Origin of the sequence: Lysinibacillus fusiformis, from assembly GCF_002845985.1 — a bacterium.
In the GTDB taxonomy this organism is placed as follows: Bacteria; Bacillota; Bacilli; order Bacillales_A; family Planococcaceae; genus Lysinibacillus; species Lysinibacillus fusiformis_D.
Genome location: NZ_PDFK01000001.1, coordinates 199,573 through 219,190 on the forward strand (window position 1 = coordinate 199,573; position 19,618 = coordinate 219,190).

At 38.4% G+C, this 19,618-nt stretch carries 20 protein-coding genes; 9 read left to right on the top strand and 11 right to left on the bottom strand.

All coding sequences use genetic code 11. From position 1 onward, the window contains the following. Positions 1–41: 41 nt before the first annotated feature. Positions 42–923 carry a tyrosine-type recombinase/integrase gene (locus tag CRI88_RS01120; RefSeq protein WP_058844286.1) on the top strand — a complete coding sequence of 294 codons (882 nt, stop codon included), beginning with the start codon at positions 42–44 and terminating at the stop codon, positions 921–923. Positions 924–1,424: 501 nt separating this feature from the next. Here CRI88_RS01120 and CRI88_RS01125 read toward each other — a convergent pair. Both CRI88_RS01125 and CRI88_RS01130 read right to left on the bottom strand, forming a co-directional pair. Then, positions 1,425–2,978 carry a flotillin family protein gene (locus tag CRI88_RS01125; RefSeq protein ID WP_058844285.1) on the bottom strand — a complete coding sequence of 518 codons (1,554 nt, stop codon included), beginning with the start codon at positions 2,976–2,978 and terminating at the stop codon, positions 1,425–1,427. 15 nt (positions 2,979–2,993) lie between these two features. Beyond that, a complete protein-coding gene (locus tag CRI88_RS01130; protein WP_082673732.1) occupies positions 2,994–3,524 on the bottom strand; it encodes an NfeD family membrane protein in 531 nt (176 codons plus the stop codon). An 85-nt stretch (positions 3,525–3,609) separates the two neighbouring features. Between CRI88_RS01130 and CRI88_RS22385 the strand changes: the two genes are divergently transcribed. Together CRI88_RS22385 and CRI88_RS01140 are read left to right on the top strand one after the other, a co-directional pair. Then, a complete protein-coding gene (locus CRI88_RS22385; RefSeq protein WP_170832562.1) occupies positions 3,610–3,960 on the top strand; it encodes a hypothetical protein in 351 nt (116 codons plus the stop codon). A gap of 109 nt (positions 3,961–4,069) precedes the next feature. After that, positions 4,070–4,441, top strand: coding sequence for a hypothetical protein (locus CRI88_RS01140; protein WP_036126979.1), 372 nt, complete (start codon positions 4,070–4,072; stop codon positions 4,439–4,441). Positions 4,442–4,602: 161 nt separating this feature from the next. Here the strand turns inward: CRI88_RS01140 and CRI88_RS01145 are convergent, their stop codons facing one another. The 5 genes from CRI88_RS01145 to CRI88_RS01165 all read right to left on the bottom strand — a co-directional run bounded on the left by CRI88_RS01145 (position 4,603) and on the right by CRI88_RS01165 (position 9,086). Beyond that, positions 4,603–5,337, bottom strand: coding sequence for a hypothetical protein (locus tag CRI88_RS01145; protein ID WP_036126981.1), 735 nt, complete (start codon positions 5,335–5,337; stop codon positions 4,603–4,605). 172 nt (positions 5,338–5,509) lie between these two features. After that, the gene (gene phnE / locus CRI88_RS01150; RefSeq protein WP_101966341.1) at positions 5,510–6,316 is read right to left on the bottom strand and encodes a phosphonate ABC transporter, permease protein PhnE; all 807 of its coding nucleotides are present in this window, start codon (positions 6,314–6,316) and stop codon (positions 5,510–5,512) included. A 10-nt stretch (positions 6,317–6,326) separates the two neighbouring features. Beyond that, positions 6,327–7,142 (bottom strand): phosphonate ABC transporter, permease protein PhnE, encoded by an 816-nt coding sequence (phnE, locus tag CRI88_RS01155; RefSeq protein WP_058844281.1) that lies wholly within the window; start codon positions 7,140–7,142, stop codon positions 6,327–6,329. Continuing rightward, on the bottom strand, positions 7,099–7,902 hold the full coding sequence (gene phnC / locus CRI88_RS01160) for a phosphonate ABC transporter ATP-binding protein (RefSeq protein WP_058844280.1): 804 nt from the start codon (positions 7,900–7,902) through the stop codon (positions 7,099–7,101). Before phnC ends, phnE (CRI88_RS01155) begins: the two co-directional genes overlap by 44 nt. A gap of 110 nt (positions 7,903–8,012) precedes the next feature. After that, entirely contained in the window at positions 8,013–9,086 is a 1,074-nt protein-coding gene (locus CRI88_RS01165) for a phosphate/phosphite/phosphonate ABC transporter substrate-binding protein (RefSeq protein ID WP_244504853.1), read from the bottom strand. A gap of 182 nt (positions 9,087–9,268) precedes the next feature. On the opposite strand from CRI88_RS01165, the gene CRI88_RS01170 reads away from it, so the two are divergent. Next, complete coding sequence (locus CRI88_RS01170; RefSeq protein WP_244504851.1) at positions 9,269–10,831, top strand: bifunctional metallophosphatase/5'-nucleotidase; 1,563 nt, start codon at positions 9,269–9,271, stop codon at positions 10,829–10,831. Between the two features lie 57 nt (positions 10,832–10,888). On the opposite strand, the gene CRI88_RS01175 is transcribed toward CRI88_RS01170, so the two are convergent. The 3 genes from CRI88_RS01175 to CRI88_RS22390 all read right to left on the bottom strand — a co-directional run bounded on the left by CRI88_RS01175 (position 10,889) and on the right by CRI88_RS22390 (position 13,721). Beyond that, on the bottom strand, positions 10,889–11,629 hold the full coding sequence (locus CRI88_RS01175) for a GNAT family N-acetyltransferase (RefSeq protein ID WP_257982858.1): 741 nt from the start codon (positions 11,627–11,629) through the stop codon (positions 10,889–10,891). A gap of 47 nt (positions 11,630–11,676) precedes the next feature. Then, positions 11,677–13,476: a ribosomal protection-like ABC-F family protein gene (abc-f, locus tag CRI88_RS01180; RefSeq protein ID WP_089933294.1), complete on the bottom strand. Its 1,800-nt coding sequence runs from the start codon at positions 13,474–13,476 to the stop codon at positions 11,677–11,679. Positions 13,477–13,580: 104 nt separating this feature from the next. Further along, complete coding sequence (locus CRI88_RS22390; protein ID WP_004232534.1) at positions 13,581–13,721, bottom strand: RAxF-45 family protein; 141 nt, start codon at positions 13,719–13,721, stop codon at positions 13,581–13,583. 230 nt (positions 13,722–13,951) lie between these two features. Here CRI88_RS22390 and CRI88_RS01185 point away from each other — a divergent pair, with 230 nt between their 5' ends. Next, positions 13,952–15,646: a methyl-accepting chemotaxis protein gene (locus CRI88_RS01185; protein ID WP_170829850.1), complete on the top strand. Its 1,695-nt coding sequence runs from the start codon at positions 13,952–13,954 to the stop codon at positions 15,644–15,646. 40 nt (positions 15,647–15,686) lie between these two features. Here CRI88_RS01185 and CRI88_RS01190 read toward each other — a convergent pair whose 3' ends face one another. Beyond that, on the bottom strand, positions 15,687–16,715 hold the full coding sequence (locus tag CRI88_RS01190; protein ID WP_089933301.1) for an AbrB family transcriptional regulator: 1,029 nt from the start codon (positions 16,713–16,715) through the stop codon (positions 15,687–15,689). 200 nt (positions 16,716–16,915) lie between these two features. Here CRI88_RS01190 and CRI88_RS01195 point away from each other — a divergent pair, with 200 nt between their 5' ends. Genes CRI88_RS01195 through CRI88_RS01210 form a run of 4 tightly spaced genes read left to right on the top strand, consistent with a single transcriptional unit; the run spans position 16,916 to position 19,572 of the window. Continuing rightward, positions 16,916–17,365 (top strand): LytTR family DNA-binding domain-containing protein, encoded by a 450-nt coding sequence (locus CRI88_RS01195; RefSeq protein ID WP_058844274.1) that lies wholly within the window; start codon positions 16,916–16,918, stop codon positions 17,363–17,365. 1 nt (position 17,366) lies between these two features. Next, positions 17,367–17,771, top strand: a complete 405-nt coding sequence (locus CRI88_RS01200; RefSeq protein ID WP_036127006.1) for a DUF3021 domain-containing protein — start codon at positions 17,367–17,369, stop codon at positions 17,769–17,771. A 5-nt stretch (positions 17,772–17,776) separates the two neighbouring features. Then, complete coding sequence (locus CRI88_RS01205) at positions 17,777–18,697, top strand: ABC transporter ATP-binding protein (protein ID WP_036127007.1); 921 nt, start codon at positions 17,777–17,779, stop codon at positions 18,695–18,697. After that, on the top strand, positions 18,697–19,572 hold the full coding sequence (locus CRI88_RS01210) for an ABC transporter permease (RefSeq protein ID WP_058844273.1): 876 nt from the start codon (positions 18,697–18,699) through the stop codon (positions 19,570–19,572). Before CRI88_RS01205 ends, CRI88_RS01210 begins: the two co-directional genes overlap by 1 nt. Positions 19,573–19,618 lie beyond the last annotated feature (46 nt).

Below are 19,618 nucleotides of genomic sequence, written 5' to 3' on the forward strand. Positions count from 1 at the left end.
GATATACTCTTGTCAAAGTCAAAAAGGAGTATATTATTTTTATGTTATTAAACAAGCTAAAGGGTGGTTTGCCTAAATTCATTAAACATTTAACATACAATGAATACGCAAAAAATAGTATCAGAAGCTATCAAAAAGATATTTTGAAATTGATTGATTTTTTAGAGGGAAAAGATGGGAAACTGCAAAAGGAATATTTAATAGAGTATAAAAAATCAATGGAAATAAGGCTGAAACCTTCAAGCGTCAACCGCAGCATTGCGGCGGTCAATAAATTTTTAAAATTTATGGAGATGGATGATTTCACCCTGAAGGCTCTGAGAATTCAAGAACAGACCACCGCTCAACATGAGCTTACCCAAAAGGAATTTGACAAGTTGATTGAAAGCGCCTTCACGAATAAAAAGACGAAAACTGCGATGATTATGCTAACGCTTGCCTACACAGGAATACGCATAGGGGAACTGCAGTTTATCACCGTTGAGGCTATCAAGAGCGGTAAGGTTCTTATTAACAATAAAGGAACTGTACGCACGATTGTCATACATAAGGATTTACAAGGTCATTTATCCTTATATTGCAAGGAAAAAAATGTGAAAAGCGGTATTGTTTTTACGGGCAGTAAAGGCAGCCCTATAAGCCGTTCCTATATTGCACGTGCAATGAAAGAAGTAGCAGAGCAATGCGGAGTTGATCCAGCAATGGTTTTCCCCCACAATCTGCGGCACTACTTCGCCCGAAGCTTTTTAGACTGTGGCAATCCACTGTCGGATTTAGCGGATATTTTAGGACATAAAAGCATTGACACCACAAGACGTTATTTGAAAACCAGTGCCGAAACGAAACAAAAGCAGTTGGCAAAGCTGAAAATCATCTCGAACTGGCAAAAAAATTACGGGTTTCCTCAGAAAAAAATAATGTGACAACTATGTAAAACTAAATATGAAACGTAATTAGCGCAATTTGAAAGGATTGGGCTTTTTTGCATAAAAATGTGGGTGTGGTGCTCCCAGTCAAGTAGACAGTGAAAATAAAAAATTCTTTATGAGTGTTGATCCTTAAATTCTATTAAATTTTCTTGGTAGCATTCATTGTTGTAAAACGAAATATTTGTCTCAATGTTATTTCTTTAGAGTAGGTTTCTATTGGTTTAATTGCTCAGACCCCTTCTTCAAAATAAAGATCATTATTTTGCCAATCTTTTTTGTATCTTGGTGTACATCTAAATTTTTTGCTACTTCATTTAATGTGTAATGCTCCTCCTGCTAGAATGATATAATGGCTAACTGTTTCTTCAGTGAAAGAATATTTTGTCATAAAAAAATCCCCATTAGATAAACAGATTTTATTTTTTAATCTGTCTACCTAATAGGGAACCTATCACAATTGGAAATGCCATTTTTCTTTGGGTAAATATATTTTTATTAGGATTGTTCTACAGTTTCTTTTGTTTCTACTGCTTCAACAGGTGCTTGCTTTTTTTCTAAACCTAGGGCAATTTGCTCTAATTCTGGACGCAAAGTGTGCTTACCAGCATAGCTTTCGATCAGTTCCTTCACATCGATACCAGAAGTTTCTTTTAATGTTTCTTGTAGTGTAGACATTAAATTAGTTGCATAAGACGTAACCTTATTTGCTCCACTGCCTTCGCCACCACCAGTATCGACCACTGTAATTTTATCGATATTACCAAGAGGACTCGCAAGCTCTTTTGCATATTCTGGCATCATACGCACTACCATATCCAGCACAGCTGCTTGACCATAGTATTCAAAGGCTTCGGCAATTTTACGTTTAGCCTCAGCTTCTGCAAGACCTCGTAGGCGAATAATATCTGCTTCTGTCTCACCTTGCGCTCTTTCGGCATCTGCTTTGGCAAGACCATCCAAACGAATTTTCTCCGCCTCTGCTTTCGCTAACGATTCAATACGATATTTTTCCGCATCTGCCTGCGCTAGCTCTCGCATTTTTTCGGCAGCGGCATTTTGTTCCACTGCATAACGATCCGCATCAGCCTTTTTCTTCACTTCAGAGTCATATTGCTTCTCACGACGTAAAATCTCTTTTTCTTCTAATTCAATTTGCTTTTGACGCTCAATAATGCGAATTTGCATTTCTTGCTCAGTCACTTCCTGCTTAGCACGAGCTGTTTCAAGCTCATAGGCTTGGTCAGCACGGGCTTTTGCAATATCCTGCTCACGACGGAACTCAGCTACCTTTAATTGATTTTCCTTTTCCGCTTCCGCAATTTCTGTCGCACGTTCTAGCTCTGCCTTTTGTGCTTCCTTAGAGGCTTCTGCACGTTTGATACGCGTTTCTTTCTCTGCATCTGCCGTCGCAATATCTGCATCTCGTTTTACCTGTGCAATTCTTGGTTTACCAAGTGAATCTAAGTAGCCATTTTTATCTCGTACATCTTTGATCGTGAAGGATACGATCACAAGACCCATCTTAGCTAAATCCTGAGAAGCAACACGTTGAACTTCCTGTGAGAATTTATCACGGTTTTTGTAAATCTCCTCCACCGTCATGGAGCCTAAAATCGAACGTAAATGGCCTTCTAAAACTTCGCGTGCTTCCGCTTCACGCTCCGTTTTTTGCTTTCCTAAAAACTGCTCTGCTGCTGTTGCAATTTCAGAAATAGAGCCGCCAATTTTAATAATGGCTGTACCATCAGCCATAACAGGTACACCTTGTTCTGTATAAACTTCAGGCGTTGTTACCTCTAATTTACTAGATAGTAAACTTAATGGCTGTGCTTGCTGGAAAATAGGGAATACAAATGTACCGCCCCCACGAATTATTTTAATGCGATTCCCCGACTCATCTTTATGTACATTTTTTGAGCCGAGATAGCTACCTGTCACAATCAGTGCTTCATCAGGACCCGCCGTACGATACTTTGTCACATATAAGCCGACTAGGGCGATTAATACAAATGCTACAATTCCTAAAACAATTAAAATATCGGTTGACATAGATAGATCTCTCCTTTATACAAATTTTTTCTCATACGTTCTGACAAAAAGTGTACCATCCTTCACATCTACAACAAGCACGGTCTCATCATAGTCAATGGCTTCATTATCATAGCCTGTTGCCCGTTTCGAAATCATACCACTTGTCGTTTCGATAACAACCTCACCAAAACCATTTACAGGAATTGGTACAATGACTTTTCCCAATTGCCCCCCTAGTGATTCCTCCGTATAAGCCAATGAAACATCAGCTGATCGCAGCGGAACAAGGACGAATAAATAAAACAAAGTACTTAAAATAACGCCGATGATACATGCAGCAATAATGTTCCAAACGCTAGAGAACCAGGCTAGTTTTTCTAAAATAAATCCTGCTGCTGACATCAACGTAATGAAAGATAGAATGACACTCGGATTAAAAATGGGCAGTCCTTCACCAATACCTTCGACAGCATCACCAAAAAACATAACGAGTATTGTGGCAAGACCAGCAAAAATCAAAACAACCAAAAAGATCTGTTCGAGTGAATAGCCAAATAGCGTCAAGTTGCTCACCCCTTTCATCATATTACCTACTATACGGATATACCCCTGGAAAAGTTTCGAAATTTTTCGCATTTTTCAAACAAAAATGGAGCAAGCCACCAGTTTCTTTAAATTTAGGGCAGTAAAAAGAATCGCCTGCATGGACAATTTTTTAAGAGCTCTTAAAGTTGTCCAAAATACTATCTTAGCTAATAAAGGAGAACTAACAATGTCACAATATACAGAATTACTCAGTAAAATAAAAGAGCTTGAGGAGGCTTTAAAAACAAAGCAAGCTATTGTCCCTGCTCGAAAAGCCTCAAACATGCATAATGCTGCGTGGGAGTGGTTAAGAAATAAAGGTATTACAGATGGCACTCATCCTCAAAATTTCTTAACACGTGAGCAATTTGCGACAATGCTAAAAAGATATCATGATTCTTTCAATAAAAATTAATATTTCCTACCCCATACATAATTTTCGCTTCAATATATCATAATTTCATTTCTCTCTAACTGAACCATGTTACAATAGAAAAGAATTTTGGCAACTAAGGAGATATGGCATGAAACTTTCAACGATCTTAAATTTTTTAATTCTAGTATTTTTCACATTATTATTCGTGAATGATTTTTTCCCTGACACAACGATTGCAGCAGTCTTAACTAAAAAAATCATTCTTCTTCTATTAGTCGTGTTAGTTATCATACAGCTAGCTATCGATAAAGGTAGATATAAAAAATTGTCCAAAAAAGCCTATATTGGTTTGACGCTGTATACAGTTGGTTTATGGATTGTTTTAACATTGCTTGGTGGCCAGTCGCAAATCGGTTTATCGTTTACTAGCCCTCTTTTCTATATCATTGTCGTATTGCTTGTACTTGATTTACTGCGTATTTCACGCCAAACCAAACGCGATCAAAATGAGGAAAAGTAAAGCAAGAGTGGTGCTATCCGTCACTTCTATGGCTTAATCCATCATTTTCTCATTTCTATCCTTCATATCAAAGGTTCTATCCGTCACTTTGGCGTTTCTATCCGTCTACAACATAAAAAGCATGTCTATCGACTGGCACTCCAATCGGTAGACATGCTTTCTTATGATTCTAGGACATTTAAAATTTCATCCAGTTCATTCACAGCTAGATCTAAGCGTTCCTTCGCCTCGATATTTTGCTGTTTTAAGTGATTAAACTCTAGTAAATTTTTCTCATGCTTTAATTTGATAGAAGATAAACGTTCAATGCGGGCTTCTACCTTTTCTATTGCTTGCTCACAGACTGTTGTCCAGAGCTTTTCTGATTGCTGCATTTCAGTCGTTGATGGGTTGTGTTGACGCATAATTCGGGCATAGACCATTTCAATTTGTTCAATTAATTCCGAATAGAAATGGCGCTCAACACGTGTTGTTTGGAATGTTGGATGCTCCACATCTTTTGCATAAGGGGTAATTTGACGCAATAGCTTTCCAGCATTTTCTCCAAATGCATGCGATAAATTCAAGACATTCATTAATTGTAATAATAAACGAATTTCTTCTAGATTAATAAGTTGTGAATCGATGCTTTCTTTTAACTTTAATGATTCCATATAACGTCGATCAAAATGTTCAATTTCGCCGTTGCGTTGCTCTACTAAATGTACACTTGCATTGTCTTTTAAGCTTTTAATATAGCGAATGGCATGGTTTTTCAGCTCTTCTTTTGACAGCAAGCTAACATTGTCTTGTTGTGGTTTTCCTCGTTGAACATACGCAAATGCATCCATTTTTTTGGGCCATTGTGCTGCTTGGGTTTCTTCTGAGACATTATAGCGTATATAAATTCCGTGCATTTTATATCCTCCAAGTCCATTAAACAAGTATCTCTAAAGACAATAAATCGAATACGACATTTTTTCAAGTAAAAAACTTTTAATAATTGAAAATCCTTCTTTTTAACAATAAATGAAAAACCCTGAATAGTCGATACTATTCAGGATTTTACTAGTTTTCATCAATTCATACTTACCCTTTGACAAGCTTCGTACGTATGCGATTCGAAACATACTCCACGAGTAAAATAAGCAGGACAAGTCCCAATAAAATGGACCCTACCTCAGACCATTTATATGCGTTCATCGCAAAAATTAATGGCGCACCGATTCCACCTGCTCCAACTAAGCCGAGTACGGTTGCATCTCGTAAATTCATATCAAAACGATAGATCACAATGGATAAAAATAATGCTGTTAGCTGTGGCCAAATACCGTAACGTATTTTTTCCAGCAACGTACAACCAATCGCCTCCATTGACTCTAGAATACTTTTATCTAAGTCCTCAATAACATCAACATAGAGCTTTGACAGCATTCCGATAGAAGTTAATGACATCGTCAGTACACCAGCAAATGGACCAGGGCCTGTTACTCTGATGAACATAAGACCATAGACAATGGCAGGAATCGTACGAATGATTATTAACAGTAAACGGACAACAAAAGCAATAGGCTTTGGCACAATGTTAGAAGCCGACAAAAAGGCTAAAGGGATGGCTAGCAATGCGCCGACAATGGTTCCAAGAAATGCTATGGCCATCGTTTCGATTAATAAATAAGGTACACCTGCTGTTGTCGTATTGACTAATAATGACCAATCGGGATTCAGCAATCCTACAAATATATTTTTAGCGATTTTTATCCCATTTACTGATATATTCTCAAAATGAATCGTTGTTATAGACCAAATAAATAAAAGACAAACGATCACAATTATCATGATGTATGACATGCGTCGATTTGGTTGTAACTGTAATTGTTTTCCGATTGCATTCATAACATCACCTCTACATTAATTTTTTACGGAAATATTCGCTCGTTGTTTCAATGATAAAAACAGTACCAACAAGCATTAAAAGAATCATGCCCACATTCTCGTAGCTTCTCCAGCCTAAACTTTCATTGAGCAGCAGGCCGATTCCCCCTGCACCGACGTACCCTAAAATAGACGCATAACGAACATTCCCTTCAAAGCAAAACAATGATGTCGACAAGTAGTTAGGAAGGATTTGTGGCAGGATGGCAAAATGAAAGGATTGAATGGTCGTTAGCCCCATCGACTGCATGGCCTCGTAGGCTTCCATATTAGCGTTTTCTATTTGCTCATATAATAGCTTTCCAACATATGCAATGGTAAATAGGAAAATGGCTACTGTGCCAGCCATCGTTCCAAGCCCAAAAATAAATGTCGCAATAAGTGCAATAATAAGTGTCGGTAATGTTCGAAGTAGGCTTAAAATAAACTTACTTACCAGCGCAATTCCTCTATGCTTGGTTATATTGGTCGCTGAAAGAACGGCTATTGGTAAGGCACATATAGCCCCCGCTATAGAGCCAAATAACGACATTTTAATCGTATCGAAGAGCGGCTGCCATAGCTTTGATAAGTAGGCCCAATTCGGTGGAATCATCTGTTGTAGGATGACAAAAAATTGTTGAATTCGGTTCACTAAAATTTCTAAGCTAAAGCCTGTAATACGAATGGCAAGCACAGTTAATACGAATAGAATAAGCCACACGATTGGCTTGAATGACCGTTTTTCCAGCACTTCTTTGCCATTAGGCAATACTATTTTTTTCGGTGATAGCAGCTTCCATCGCATGGTTCGTTACGCCTCTTTCCTGATTCGTATTGTGATAGATGAACGCAAGCGTTTCCTCGTTGATTTCATCGGCTTGTCCATCAAAGACAATTTCACCACCACGTACACCAATAACACGTGTTGCGTAAGCTAATGCCAAATCAACATGATGAATGTTAATCAAAATGGTCATGCTTAGCTCTTGGTTAATCCGTTTAAAGTCCTCCATAACTTGCTTTGCTGTTACAGGGTCTAACGATGCAACAGGCTCGTCAGCTAAAATGATTTGAGGATTTTGAGCAAGCGTACGAGCTAAGGCAACACGCTGTTGCTGTCCACCCGATAACTGATCGACACGTACATAGGCCTTATCTAAAATGCCAACCTGATCAAGTGCCATTAATGCTTTACGCTTTTCCTCTTTCGTAAAAATGCCTAAAATTTTTCGCCAGGCAGGCATAGTCGGTACAAAGGAAACCAACACATTTTGCAAAACTGATACACGAGTAACAAGGTTAAAAGATTGAAAAATCATGCCAATATTACGGCGTAGATGGCGAATACCCTTGCCCTTGAGTCGGTGCACATTCACATCATTAACATGCAATGTTCCCCCCGTAATATCATGCATTTTATTAATACAGCGCAACAGTGTTGATTTTCCTGCACCCGATAAACCGATGATAGCCACAAATTCACCTTGCTCAATTTGAAGATTAATTTGCTGTAAGGCAAGATAACCATTTGGATAACGTTTTTCTACTTCCTTAAACTCAATCATTGTACCGCTCCATTTCTAAAAAAGAATCTCACCGAATGAATGAATGAAAGAAGAATCTGCTTTCTGCGGGATAACCGCAAGCCACAGATTCTTCACCTTCAAGACTGACTTTAGTTCGAACCTAGATTTTGCACTAATTTCTGTGCTTTACGCTCATTGTCATAGTCACTATCCTTTGCAGCCTGATAGCCTTCATGGCTATATATAGCAATCACTTCTTTCCCTTTGTCAGTGTTGCCAATATTTATGAATGCCTGTTGAACTGCCTCTTTCAACTCTGCTGTCATAACCTTTGAGTTTTTACTCACACTAATCGTGTCATTATAAATAGCGGGCATAACACCAATCAAATCTGTCTCCTCCCAAATGGAAGCAGAGCGGGCAAATTCGCCTTGCCAGCTTTCTTCATAATCGCGACGTGCATCTGCATATGTGACCAAAACATCCGTTTGACCTGCTGCTAAACGGGCAAAGGCACTCCCATAAGAATCCGCCTGAACAACCTTCGTTAAATCAGGAATTGTTTTATCAAAATTCTCATGTAACCATAATGTTGGATAAATATAGCCCGCTGGTGAAGAAGAGGACATGACGTTCCAAGTAGCATCATTTAAATCTTCAAACGTTAATTTTTCACCGTTATTGACTTTCGCTGCTAATGCTTTCCCTTTTTCAGATGGCCCTGCCACCAAAATGGCTCTATAAGAAGTGGCCTGTGTTGTTGTCGGAGCAGTTGGCTTGTTTTTATTCCAATCAATTGGATGATCAGAGTCATTATTTAAGCCTGCACGTGTAGCTGTTAAAATGACTTCTGCACCATCATCATAGAGCACATAAGTTCCCCCAGGAATTAAGCCAATATCGGTCGTACCTGCAGATAAGGCTTCACCCACTGCTTCAAAATTTGTTCCTACTGTAATATCGATCTCACCTACATCAAAGCCTAATTTTGCGAGCTCGTCCTTCAGCAACCACTTTAAAGGTTCTGTTGCTGTAATAATTTCATCTGGATTACGTGAAGGCACAAAGCCAATCGTTAATTTGTCTACTGATTCATTGCCACTTGCCTCAGTAGACGTCTCTACAGTTTTATCAGCACTTGATGTACTAGTAACTTCATTTCCACATGCCATCAAGAACACAGAAAGCATGCACATTAACGTCAAAAGTAGTAATTTCTTCAAAGTGTTATCCTCCCCATTTTTGAAATGCTTCCTCAGTATATACAGTTAATATTTTCCTAGTGTTAAAAGAGAGTAAATCTATGTATCTAATTCGTAAAATAGTATTTTGATATTGTAAATACGCTACTTTCCTGGCTATTACTTTATATACTGTGGATATACTACTAATCGGAGGATCAGTTATGACGATAAAAACCATACAAATACTGGCAACTAGCGATATTCACGGCTATATTATGCCAACTACTTTCCGAAACAATCATAATGAAGCAATTGGCTTAGCAAAGCTAGCAACCATCATCGAGGAAAAACGGCTTGAAATGCCTACCCTCTTAATTGATAATGGTGACTTTATTCAGGGAAGTCCCATGACTTTTTATCACCAGAAATTCCAAACACAAGAACCGAATCCATTGATTCAAGTTGCCAATGAGCTTCAATATGATGCCATGGTATTCGGCAATCACGAATTTAATTATGGTCAAGAGACGTTACAATCTATTAGGAGCCAATCCAATTTTCCATGGCTAGGAGCAAATATCGTGACAGAGGATGGCAAGCCATTTACGAAGCCTTATATACTAAAAGAAGTAGATGGTGTTCGATTGGCTATTTTAGGTGTGACCACGCATTTTGTAACAAAATGGGAAGAACCGCTCCATATCCAAGGTCTTCACTTTGAGGATGCCTTTTCGAGTGCTAGCTACTGGGCAAAATGGATTCGTGCTAATGAACAAATTGATATTCTCATTCTTTGCTATCACGGGGGATTTGAGCGAAATCTTGAAACGGGAGAATTGCTTGAAGCAGAGGATGGTGAAAATCAAGGGTATCGCATGTGCGCAGAAATTGATGAAGTCGACATTATTATTTCTGGTCATCAACATCGTGAGATTTGCACAACTGTTATGGGAAAATCCGTTGTTCAACCTGGTACTAAAGGAGTTTGTCTCGGTAGCATTAAACTCGAAATCGAGATGGATGACCAGCATACGATCCAAACGATTTCTCATACACCATCTCTTATTTATAGCGCTGAAAATACAATACCTAATGCAGCTGTTTGTCAGCTTATCTCTCCTATATTTGAAAAAACCGAAGCCTGGTTAGATGAAACGATTGGTGTGATCCAAGGAGATTTACAAATCGAAGATCCGTTTCTAGCACGCATTCAAGAGCATCCTTATATAGAGTTTATCAATCGCATTCAAATGGCGACATCCGGAACTTCTATTTCTTGTACGGCTCTTTTCCATGATGAACGAGGTGGCTTAAAGCAAGCTGTCACCATGCGTGATATTGTTACAAACTACATCTATGCCAATACATTAAAGGTACTTCGATTAACCGGACAGGACATCTTGCTGGCCCTTGAACAATCTGCTAGTTATTTTACGGTCGAGGCAGGACAATTAAAAGTGGCAGAGCCATTTCTTTATCCTAAGGCACAGCCCTATAATTATGATATGTGGGAGGGTATCGAATACATCTTTGACATATCCAAACCGATTGGTGAACGTGTGACAAAACTTTTGTACAATGGCAAGGCTATCCAAATGGATGCGGAATTTGATGTCGTAATGAGCAGCTATCGTGCTACAGGAGCAGGGAATTTTGACTTTTTAAGAAATTGCCCCATTGTAAAAGAAATACAAATTGATATGACCGAAATAATGGCTGATTATATTTTAAAGCATCCCTTCATCAAAGTAACTTGTAATCAAAATTGGCAAGTACAGTTCTAAATAAAAATGCCAAATTCCTTGTAAGCACTACAGGAATTTGGCAATCTTTATGTGTATCTATTTAAGCCTGTTGGCGAATGTCTTGAATGCTCTTCCCTTCAGTAAACGCATGAATTGATGCAATGGAGCCCACCGATTAAAATTTGCCTTGTCATAGACGTTGGCAACCTGTTCACTAATCGGTAATATCCAAAGATCCTCTAATGCCTGTTTCACTGACTGCTGTTGGATATGTTGCAGCATATAACCGATTAAACCTCGACCACGATAGTTTTCAGTTGTTGCAACACTTTCGATCCTTCCTTGATTTCCTGACACAAAAATATTTGCCGAGCAGCACGCCACCCCATCTAGCCTTAATAGATAATACGTAAAATGTGACGAATGATAGGTTTGCTCAAATGCCTTTTTTATTAATGAAGGCTCTCCAAATGCAGCAATGCTCATTTCTACTGCTAATGCTTCCTCCATATTTGCATCCGTTACACGCTCAATTTGAATGGCAGGATTAGGTGGAAGTATCGCATATTCACCGTTCCAGTACTGAATTTCGTTGACAAAATGCTCATATTGAAAGCCATGCTTCTCTAATGCCTCTATACATAAATGGTTTTCTTCAAGATTATACAAATAAATTCGTGGAATCAGAGATTTTGATTGATAGAACGCTTTGATAGCTTGTAAAAACGCATCTGGCTGTTCAATCTTTCTCCAAATCTGTGCATGATTTGCATCATAATAGGTTGGAATAGACTGATTGTAAAATAAGACCCCCCTCCTTACAAATCTCCACTTCACTGAAACTCTTCACATACTCTATATCTAGCTGCATAATGCGTTCTAAATTAAACATGCTCTGCGCCCCCCTCTAACCATCTTTCATATAAATGTTCTAATTGTATTTCAAGCTTCTGCCGTTGTTCTTTAGCAAGCGATGGTTGTTGTAGTTTTATCTCTAATTTTTCAATTTGTTGTTCAATCAGTAGTTCTTTTTTAGGTGGCTGTGTTTTATTTGCTGGTTGTTTTTCAATCGTTTTCTTTGTGAATTCCTGTCTTTTTTGTTTAGCCCACTCATAATCTCCCTCAAAAACCTGAATTGTTTGATTATCTATCCATGCTGTTTTCGCGAAAATTTTCTGTAAGAAATAGCGGTCATGGGACACACCGATGATTGTGCCTTCAAAGGATTCTAGTGTCTCTTCCAAAACTTCTCTTGCTTCAATATCTAAATGGTTGGTCGGTTCATCTAGGATTAGTATATTAATATCCTCATGCATTAGTTGTGCCAAACGTAAACGCATTTTTTCTCCACCACTTAAGTCCTTCACTTTTTTAAAGACATCATAGCCATAGAATAAAAATCGTGCGAGAATATGCCGGGCTTCAGCCTCTGACACTGCAACATTTTCACGAAAGGCATCAATTAATCGGATAGAAGGATTTTGATGTTCAAATTGCTGTGAGAGATAGCCAAATTTCACATTGCTACCAACATAACAGATTCCACGCTTCGGAACGATTTCCCCTAGCATCATTTTTAATAACGTTGACTTTCCACTACCGTTGTTCCCAACAATCGCCAACCTTTCCCCAAAATAAACAGCGAGGTTGCTGTCCTTCAATAAAGGTTTATCATATCCATGATGAACCCCTTCTAATAGCACTACCTCTTTGCCACTACGCTCAGCCATTGTTAGCGCTAAATTCATTTTCTTTTTGGTGATTGGCTTCTTTACTCGCTCGATACGTGCCAGTGCTTTTTCCATACTCTTAGCACGTCTATGCATAGACGCATTTGGCGGGTTCGCTTCATTCGCCCACTGCTTTAAACGTTTAATCGTTTCTTGCATTTTTTTAATTTTCTTTTGTTGCTCTTCATAATTTGCAAACTGTTGTTCAACCTTTGCTTCTTTTTGTGCTATAAAAGCATCATAATCGCCGTTATACGTAAAAGCCTCTCCATCCTCAATTTCGATAATCTTTTGCGCTACTTGATTCATAAAATGCCGGTCATGAGAGACGACAATGACAATGCCCTCAAAGTTTCGTACATAGTTTTCAAGCCACTCAATTGCCTGCATATCAAGATGGTTCGTTGGTTCATCTAATAACAAAATAGAAGGCTTTTTCAATAAAATTTGCCCAAGCATTACCTTTGTTTTTTCTCCGCCACTTAAACTGTGAAATGGCTGTTCTAGCATATCCGTAATACCTAGTCCATTTGCGATCATGGCTAACTGGGTGTCTACTTCATAGCCCCCCAGCAACATAAACTGCTCCTGCACTTGCCCGTATTGCAATAATATTTTATCCGTTACCGTTGACTGCATTTCTTGCTCAAGTGCTGTCATTCTTGCTTTCATTGCATAAATATCCGAAAATGCCTCCTCCAGCACTTCTTTCACAGCATGTTGTGGATAGTGGGGAATTTGATGTAAATAGCCAATCGTCGCTTCCTTACTTTTAATAATTCGCCCCTTTTCAGGTATTTCTACACCTGCAAGTAGCTGTAGGAGAGTCGTTTTACCACTGCCGTTCACACCGACAATCGCCACATGCTCGCCACTATTTACCTCTAGCTGTAAATTTTCGAATACTATATTGCCACCCATAATTTTTTGTAGTTGTTCAGCTTTCATTTGCATCGTTTTTTCCTCCAATGAAACGTGCGAAAACATCTTTAGAACACAAAAAAGACTGCTCCTTAACAAGCAGTCTTCTTCTCATATAAATGTGTGAAAAAGAATGGTTAATTCGCTACGTTTGTTATTTGATTTTGCTTAAAAATGGACAGACCTATCCCGTTGTTCGCAAAATCGAAAGTAATCACACGTGCAAAATACATAGCTGTATCCACTTTTACACATGTTTTCGTAGCGTTTTTATTCATTCCTTTTCACCTCCGTTCATAATAGTTATAGGTATCATAACATTAGTCAGATTATTTGGAAAGGAAAAAATTCACTAATCATTAAATTTTATAAATATACAAATAGACATTCTAGTTATATACTAATATAAAATAGAAATTATTTACCAATTAATTTCAATATTTAGGTTATTGGTAATGGTTTTTCATGCATGTTTTATGATGTAGCTAAAAATGTGGAGGGACATTTAATGAAAAAGCTAGGAATGCAAAGTAAAATGAGCTTATTAATTGTAGTTATCATTGGGTTTGTGCTAATTGCCATCGGTCTCATGAATACAAGCGAAATGAAAAAAACTTTAGAAAATGAGTACCAAACAAGGCTCAATCAAATTTTAGATGTAAGTATACATAATCTTGATCAAACACACCCAGGTGATTGGCAAATAAAAAACGGGGAACTGTACAAAGGAAACGTCAACATCGCAAAGGAAACAGCACTTATTGATACATTAGGAGAATTATCACAGGCTGCGATTACGATTTTTTCTGGAGAAACACGTATTAACACAAATATTGTCATTGACGGTCAACGTGCTATTGGCACAACTGTCGATCCAAAAGTAGCGGACACAGTTTTAACAACAGGGAAAATATATTCTGGTACAGCTGAAGTTGTGGGCAAACCCTACTTTACAAAATATAAACCCATAAAAACTAAAAATGGAGAAATTATTGGCATGATTTTCGCTGGCGTACCTTCTTCTGACATTGATGTAGTAGCTCAAAAAATGTTGCTAAAAACGGGCATTATAGCTGTGATTTCTGCTATCATTGCTGTGCTTGCGGGCATGCTCTTCGTACGAGGTATTGTCAAACCTTTGAAACAATTAAATCACCAGCTAGAAACAATTTCAGCTGGGAAAGGCGATTTAACTCAGCAAATTGTGGTGAACTCGCAAGATGAAATTGGCCAAGTCGCAAAATCCTTTAATGCCATGCTTACCACCTTACGAAGTATGATGCAACAAGTAGATGAAACGGCCAATCAGGTATCCGCATCCTCTTTGGAATTGTCTGCCACTGCGGGATCAACTACGGCAACGACAGAAAAATTAACAGCTAATATGCAAGAATTAGCGAGTGGTGCGAGTACACAAAAGCATAGTGCTCATGAGAATGCTGAAGCAATGCAAGATATTGCTGGAGGGATTCAGCTCGTTACGGAAACAAATGGTGAAGTATCCTCCTATGCATCCGATGCTTGGGATACAGCTAAACATGGAGAAGAAGCGGCACAAGATATGCAGCTTCAAATGCGCAGGATGTCAGAGGCTGTTCAAGAAAGTGCTAATTCCATTGCAGCCCTTGACACACATGCTAATAAAATTGATGAAATTGTGGAAGTCATTCATGCGATTGCTGAGCAAACGAATTTACTAGCACTCAATGCATCCATTGAAGCAGCACGCGCTGGTGAACATGGCAAAGGCTTTGCTGTCGTTGCAGAGGAGGTTCGTAAACTTGCGGAACAATCCAAAACTTCTGCAGCAGAAATTACAGAAACAATCCATACTATGCAACAGCTTTCTAAGGAAGCCCGTGTGCACATGCAGCAAAGTAAGCAAGAAGCCACAACAAGTGCCGAGGTGGTTCACACGACAAGTAAAGCCTTTGAAGAAATTACAACCAAAGTTTCGCTTGTAACGAATAAGATTCAAGAGGTTTCAGGAATTGCAGAGGAGTTATATGCAAGAATTGAACAAGCCAATGCTTCCACACAAATTATGGCCGAAATTGCCATAGATGCTCGTGAGCAATCAAAAGTCGTTACTCAGATTGCGGAAACCAATCTATTATCAATGGATGATATTAATGATGCTGCGTCACAGCTAACGAGAAACGCTGAAACATTACAGGATTTGATTCATCAATTTAAATATTAAATAAAAGAAAAACATGAGGGTTTAGTGTACTACTATCCCCTCATGTTTTCACTTTTTTCACAAACACTTTTACCACGGGCACAAGGAAGATCGAGACCACTAGTACACGGAATAGCTGAAAAGCCGTCACGATTGCCACGTTTGCATGTACAGAAGCGGCGATAATTCCCATTTGATCAAGTCCCCCAGGTACAATGCTTAAAAAGCCTGTCCTAAAGTCGAGACTGTACAACACTGTCATCACAAATGTTAGACCATAAGCTGCTCCGATAAAAATACCTGCTGAGACAAATGCATAAAAAATATGCTTCTTCGATAAATGGAGATCCTCTTTTTTCAACAATAAGCCGATATAAATTCCTAGCATGAGTTGAGCAATATGCAGTAATGATAATGGTAGCTTGGGTACCTCTACCCCTGCCATATTAATACCCATTAGTAAAAACACTGGTCCAAGCATATAGCCTGTTGGAATTTTTAACTTTTGAGCTAGCCACCCTGCTACACCACATACCACAAGTATACCAACAAGATTCCATGTATACATTCCATCGATCATAGAACTGCTACTACCAGCGCCTGCTACCATTAAAGGAACAAAGCCGACGATTAAAAGGACACGAAGGATTTGAAAGAACGTAATAACTACCATATCCATCTCCTCTTGTTCTTCAGCAAATGCCACAACCTGTGACATGCCACCAGGGACACAGCACGTCAAGGCAGTCGCAAAATCCAAATCGGTGCGCTTTGCTACAAGAAAACTAACAGCGAAAAATAGCAAAATAAATAATATATTTAAAATGACCATGCTCCCTAAAAAAAGCTTAATATCCTGAACAGCCTCTGGTGTAAAAGCATAGCCAATGGAATACCCCGCTACGATTAAACCAATATTACGAAAAGAATGATGCCATTTCAATTGTACGTTGGTTGACAGCTGCACGATGAGCACCGCTGTAATCGCACCTAGCAACCAAGGCATCGGTATATGTAAAAATTGAAAAATCACAGCACCTATTAAACCAATGCATAATGTGATGAACATATGCTTATCAAAAACAAACATGGTAGCAACCCCTTCAACTCGATAAGCCTATTATGACGTTTAAGTATCTTTTTTTCTACCGGGCCGACTTGTGAACTGTATCGCTTAAAAAGAACCCGTTATCTATAAAATAAAACCTCTTATCGAAGATTTTATCCTTGTTAAAATTTTCTATGCTACATTAGTAATACCTGATTCAGTGTTTTAAAAGGAGGCCTCCTATGAAAATTCATTTAACCATCAATCATGAACTTGAAGAAACAGAGGTTCATATTCATGCCAACGAATATAATGAGCAAATTGAAAGATTGATGAAACAGCTTCAAGCATCCCAAACGACGATGCTAGACGGGTATTTCCAACAAGAAATTCATCTATTAAAAATTTCTGATATTTATTCCATTTACGCGGAGGGTGCCAAAGTATTTTTACAAACGGATGAGCAAGAGTTTGAGTCAAAGCGAAAATTATATGAGCTAGAGGCACAGCTAGCCAAAGATTTTGTACGCGTGAGCAAATCTACACTTGTCAATATCCATAAAATCGCCTCTATTCAAATGGGCAAAATCGGCACTACACAACTATTACTCGAAAATGAAGTAGCCATTCATGTCAGTCGAAAATACTTAAAAGAATTAAAGCGACATTTAGGTATTGGGAGGGATCTATAGCATGAAGTATTTACGCATGATGATTATTGGACTACTCATTTCCCTTAGCTCTTCTTACATCTTAGTCACATTAAGCGTCCTTTCAAACAATGCGGTTATGTCAGGAGCAGAATTACTGGAGGAGATTATCATTGCTACCCTTCTTGGTATTGCGATTGGACTATTTTCCGCCATTTTTGATATCGAGCCAATACCTTTTACGATTCAGCTACTTTTACATTTAATAGCTGTCACAGCATGTGTATTAACGGCAGGCTACTTCGGGAATTGGTTTGAGCATTCAGGTGTGAAATATGTGTTGCTATCGGAAGCCATCATTTATTCCATTGTTTGGTGTATTATATATGTTTTTCAAATAAGGGATATTGAAAAAATGAATCGAGAAATTCAAAAAAGAAAGGATTAACAAAGATGACCATTGCAATAGAAGTTGAGAATTTATGTAAACACTATGGCGAACAGCAAGCTGTCAAAGGCATTTCTTTTACAGTTGAACAAGGCACTCTATTTGCTTTTTTAGGGGCAAATGGTGCTGGTAAATCTACTACCATTGAAATACTTTGTACATTATTAAAAAAATCAAGCGGTCAAGTAACCATTAATGGTTTCACTCTTGACGCAAGCAATGATAATGGAGATATTCGCAAATCCATCGGTGTCGTTTTCCAGCAAAGTATATTAGATGAACGATTAACTGTGCGCGAAAATATCCTGCATCGTGGTCAAACATATGGTTTATCAAAAACACAGCTCACAGAAAATTATCAATTTGTCTCCACCTATTTGCATTTAGATGATATTGAAAAGCAAAAATACGGAACATTATCTGGTGGACAAAAAAGACGAGCAGATATCGCTCGTGCACTTATTCATCGCCCTAGTGTTTTATTTCTAGATGAGCCTACAACGGGTTTAGATCCACAAACACGACAATTCGTTTGGCAGGCTATCAAGCAGCTTCAACAGGAAACTAATATGACCGTTTTTTTAACAACTCATTATATGGAGGAAGCAGCAGTAGCCCATCAAGTCCTTGTCTTAAAGCAAGGGACAATTGTCGCGCAGGGTACACCCGATGCGCTGAAAACAAAATATGCCTATGATTCAATGGCTCTCGTTTTTCACAATCCATTGAAAGGTGTAAGGTGGCTAGAGGAAAATGCGCTCTCTTATACAGAGAAACAAGGGATATATACTATTCGTTTATCCTCTACTCTACATGCGCTGACCCTATTAAAACAAGCAGAGAAACTCATTGCTTCCTTTGAGGTCATTAAAGGATCGATGGATGATGTCTTTCTTCATATTATGGCAGAGGAGGAGATCGCGTAGTGGAAGCATTAATTAGTCTAGTTCAGCGGAATAATAAAGTATTTAGAAGAGATAAAACGCAGGTATTCTTCTCCCTACTGTCAGTCATTATTGTCATTGTGCTGTACGCTGTCTTTCTCCAAAAAATGCAGGTAGATGCCATTGAACGACTAACAGAAGCAACACCAGAATTAATGACGATGGTCAATGAATGGCTTGTAGCAGGATTACTGTCCATGATTGCTGTTTCTACTACACTCTGTGCATATGGCATTGCCGTTAAGGATCAGGAGTCAAAAGCACAAGCAGATTTTTTAACAGCTCCCCTTTCCCGTTCAACGATTCAGCTAAGCTATGTCATCAATGCGTTTATCATCGGTAGTATTTTTTCCTTTATCGCACTCATCGGCTGTGAAATCTTTCTTGTAGCAACAGGTGGTAAGCTCCTAAGCTTTGGGGATTTTGTTCATGTACTCGGCATTTTGTTTTTATCTGTCCTGCTAGCAAGTGTCTTTAATTTATTTCTGTCATTATTTGTGTCCACGCAAAATGCTTTTTCAACACTCGGCACAATCGTCGGGACAGTACTCGGCTTTTTATGTGGTGTCTATGTACCTCTTGGTGCTCTACCAGGCTTTGCTCAAAATTTAATCATGTATTTCCCCATTAGTCATACAACATTACTGTTACGCAATGCATTTATGGATAGCTCTATTGGCGATGTTTTTGAAGGTGTGCCTGCTTCCTATGTGGAAGACTATAAAATCAATTATGGCATTGTCTATGAGCTTCATGGAAAAATACTCAGCACTTCGACTAGCCTCATCATTATCGTTTGTACAATCGTCATACTTGCGCTAGCATCTATGATGTTATTTAAAAGAAAATATAAATAAATTTTAGCTAACAGATTTACACATCGTTTAGGAAACGATGTGTTTT

What these genes read in the sequence shown, in the direction of transcription:
- CRI88_RS22390 (WP_004232534.1), bottom strand. Translation starts at nt 13,721, where the DNA reads ATGAATAAAAACGCTACGAAAACATGTGTAAAAGTGGATACAGCTATG.
- CRI88_RS01195 (WP_058844274.1), top strand. Translation starts at nt 16,916, where the DNA reads ATGAAAATTCATTTAACCATCAATCATGAACTTGAAGAAACAGAGGTT.
- CRI88_RS01140 (WP_036126979.1), top strand. Translation starts at nt 4,070, where the DNA reads ATGAAACTTTCAACGATCTTAAATTTTTTAATTCTAGTATTTTTCACA.
- phnC (WP_058844280.1), bottom strand. Translation starts at nt 7,902, where the DNA reads ATGATTGAGTTTAAGGAAGTAGAAAAACGTTATCCAAATGGTTATCTT.
- abc-f (WP_089933294.1), bottom strand. Translation starts at nt 13,476, where the DNA reads ATGCAAATGAAAGCTGAACAACTACAAAAAATTATGGGTGGCAATATA.
- phnE (WP_058844281.1), bottom strand. Translation starts at nt 7,142, where the DNA reads ATGCGATGGAAGCTGCTATCACCGAAAAAAATAGTATTGCCTAATGGC.
- phnE (WP_101966341.1), bottom strand. Translation starts at nt 6,316, where the DNA reads ATGAATGCAATCGGAAAACAATTACAGTTACAACCAAATCGACGCATG.
- CRI88_RS01200 (WP_036127006.1), top strand. Translation starts at nt 17,367, where the DNA reads ATGAAGTATTTACGCATGATGATTATTGGACTACTCATTTCCCTTAGC.
- CRI88_RS01205 (WP_036127007.1), top strand. Translation starts at nt 17,777, where the DNA reads ATGACCATTGCAATAGAAGTTGAGAATTTATGTAAACACTATGGCGAA.
- CRI88_RS01170 (WP_244504851.1), top strand. Translation starts at nt 9,269, where the DNA reads ATGACGATAAAAACCATACAAATACTGGCAACTAGCGATATTCACGGC.
- CRI88_RS01125 (WP_058844285.1), bottom strand. Translation starts at nt 2,978, where the DNA reads ATGTCAACCGATATTTTAATTGTTTTAGGAATTGTAGCATTTGTATTA.
- CRI88_RS01185 (WP_170829850.1), top strand. Translation starts at nt 13,952, where the DNA reads ATGAAAAAGCTAGGAATGCAAAGTAAAATGAGCTTATTAATTGTAGTT.
- CRI88_RS01120 (WP_058844286.1), top strand. Translation starts at nt 42, where the DNA reads ATGTTATTAAACAAGCTAAAGGGTGGTTTGCCTAAATTCATTAAACAT.
- CRI88_RS01190 (WP_089933301.1), bottom strand. Translation starts at nt 16,715, where the DNA reads ATGTTTGTTTTTGATAAGCATATGTTCATCACATTATGCATTGGTTTA.
- CRI88_RS01145 (WP_036126981.1), bottom strand. Translation starts at nt 5,337, where the DNA reads ATGCACGGAATTTATATACGCTATAATGTCTCAGAAGAAACCCAAGCA.
- CRI88_RS22385 (WP_170832562.1), top strand. Translation starts at nt 3,610, where the DNA reads ATGGAGCAAGCCACCAGTTTCTTTAAATTTAGGGCAGTAAAAAGAATC.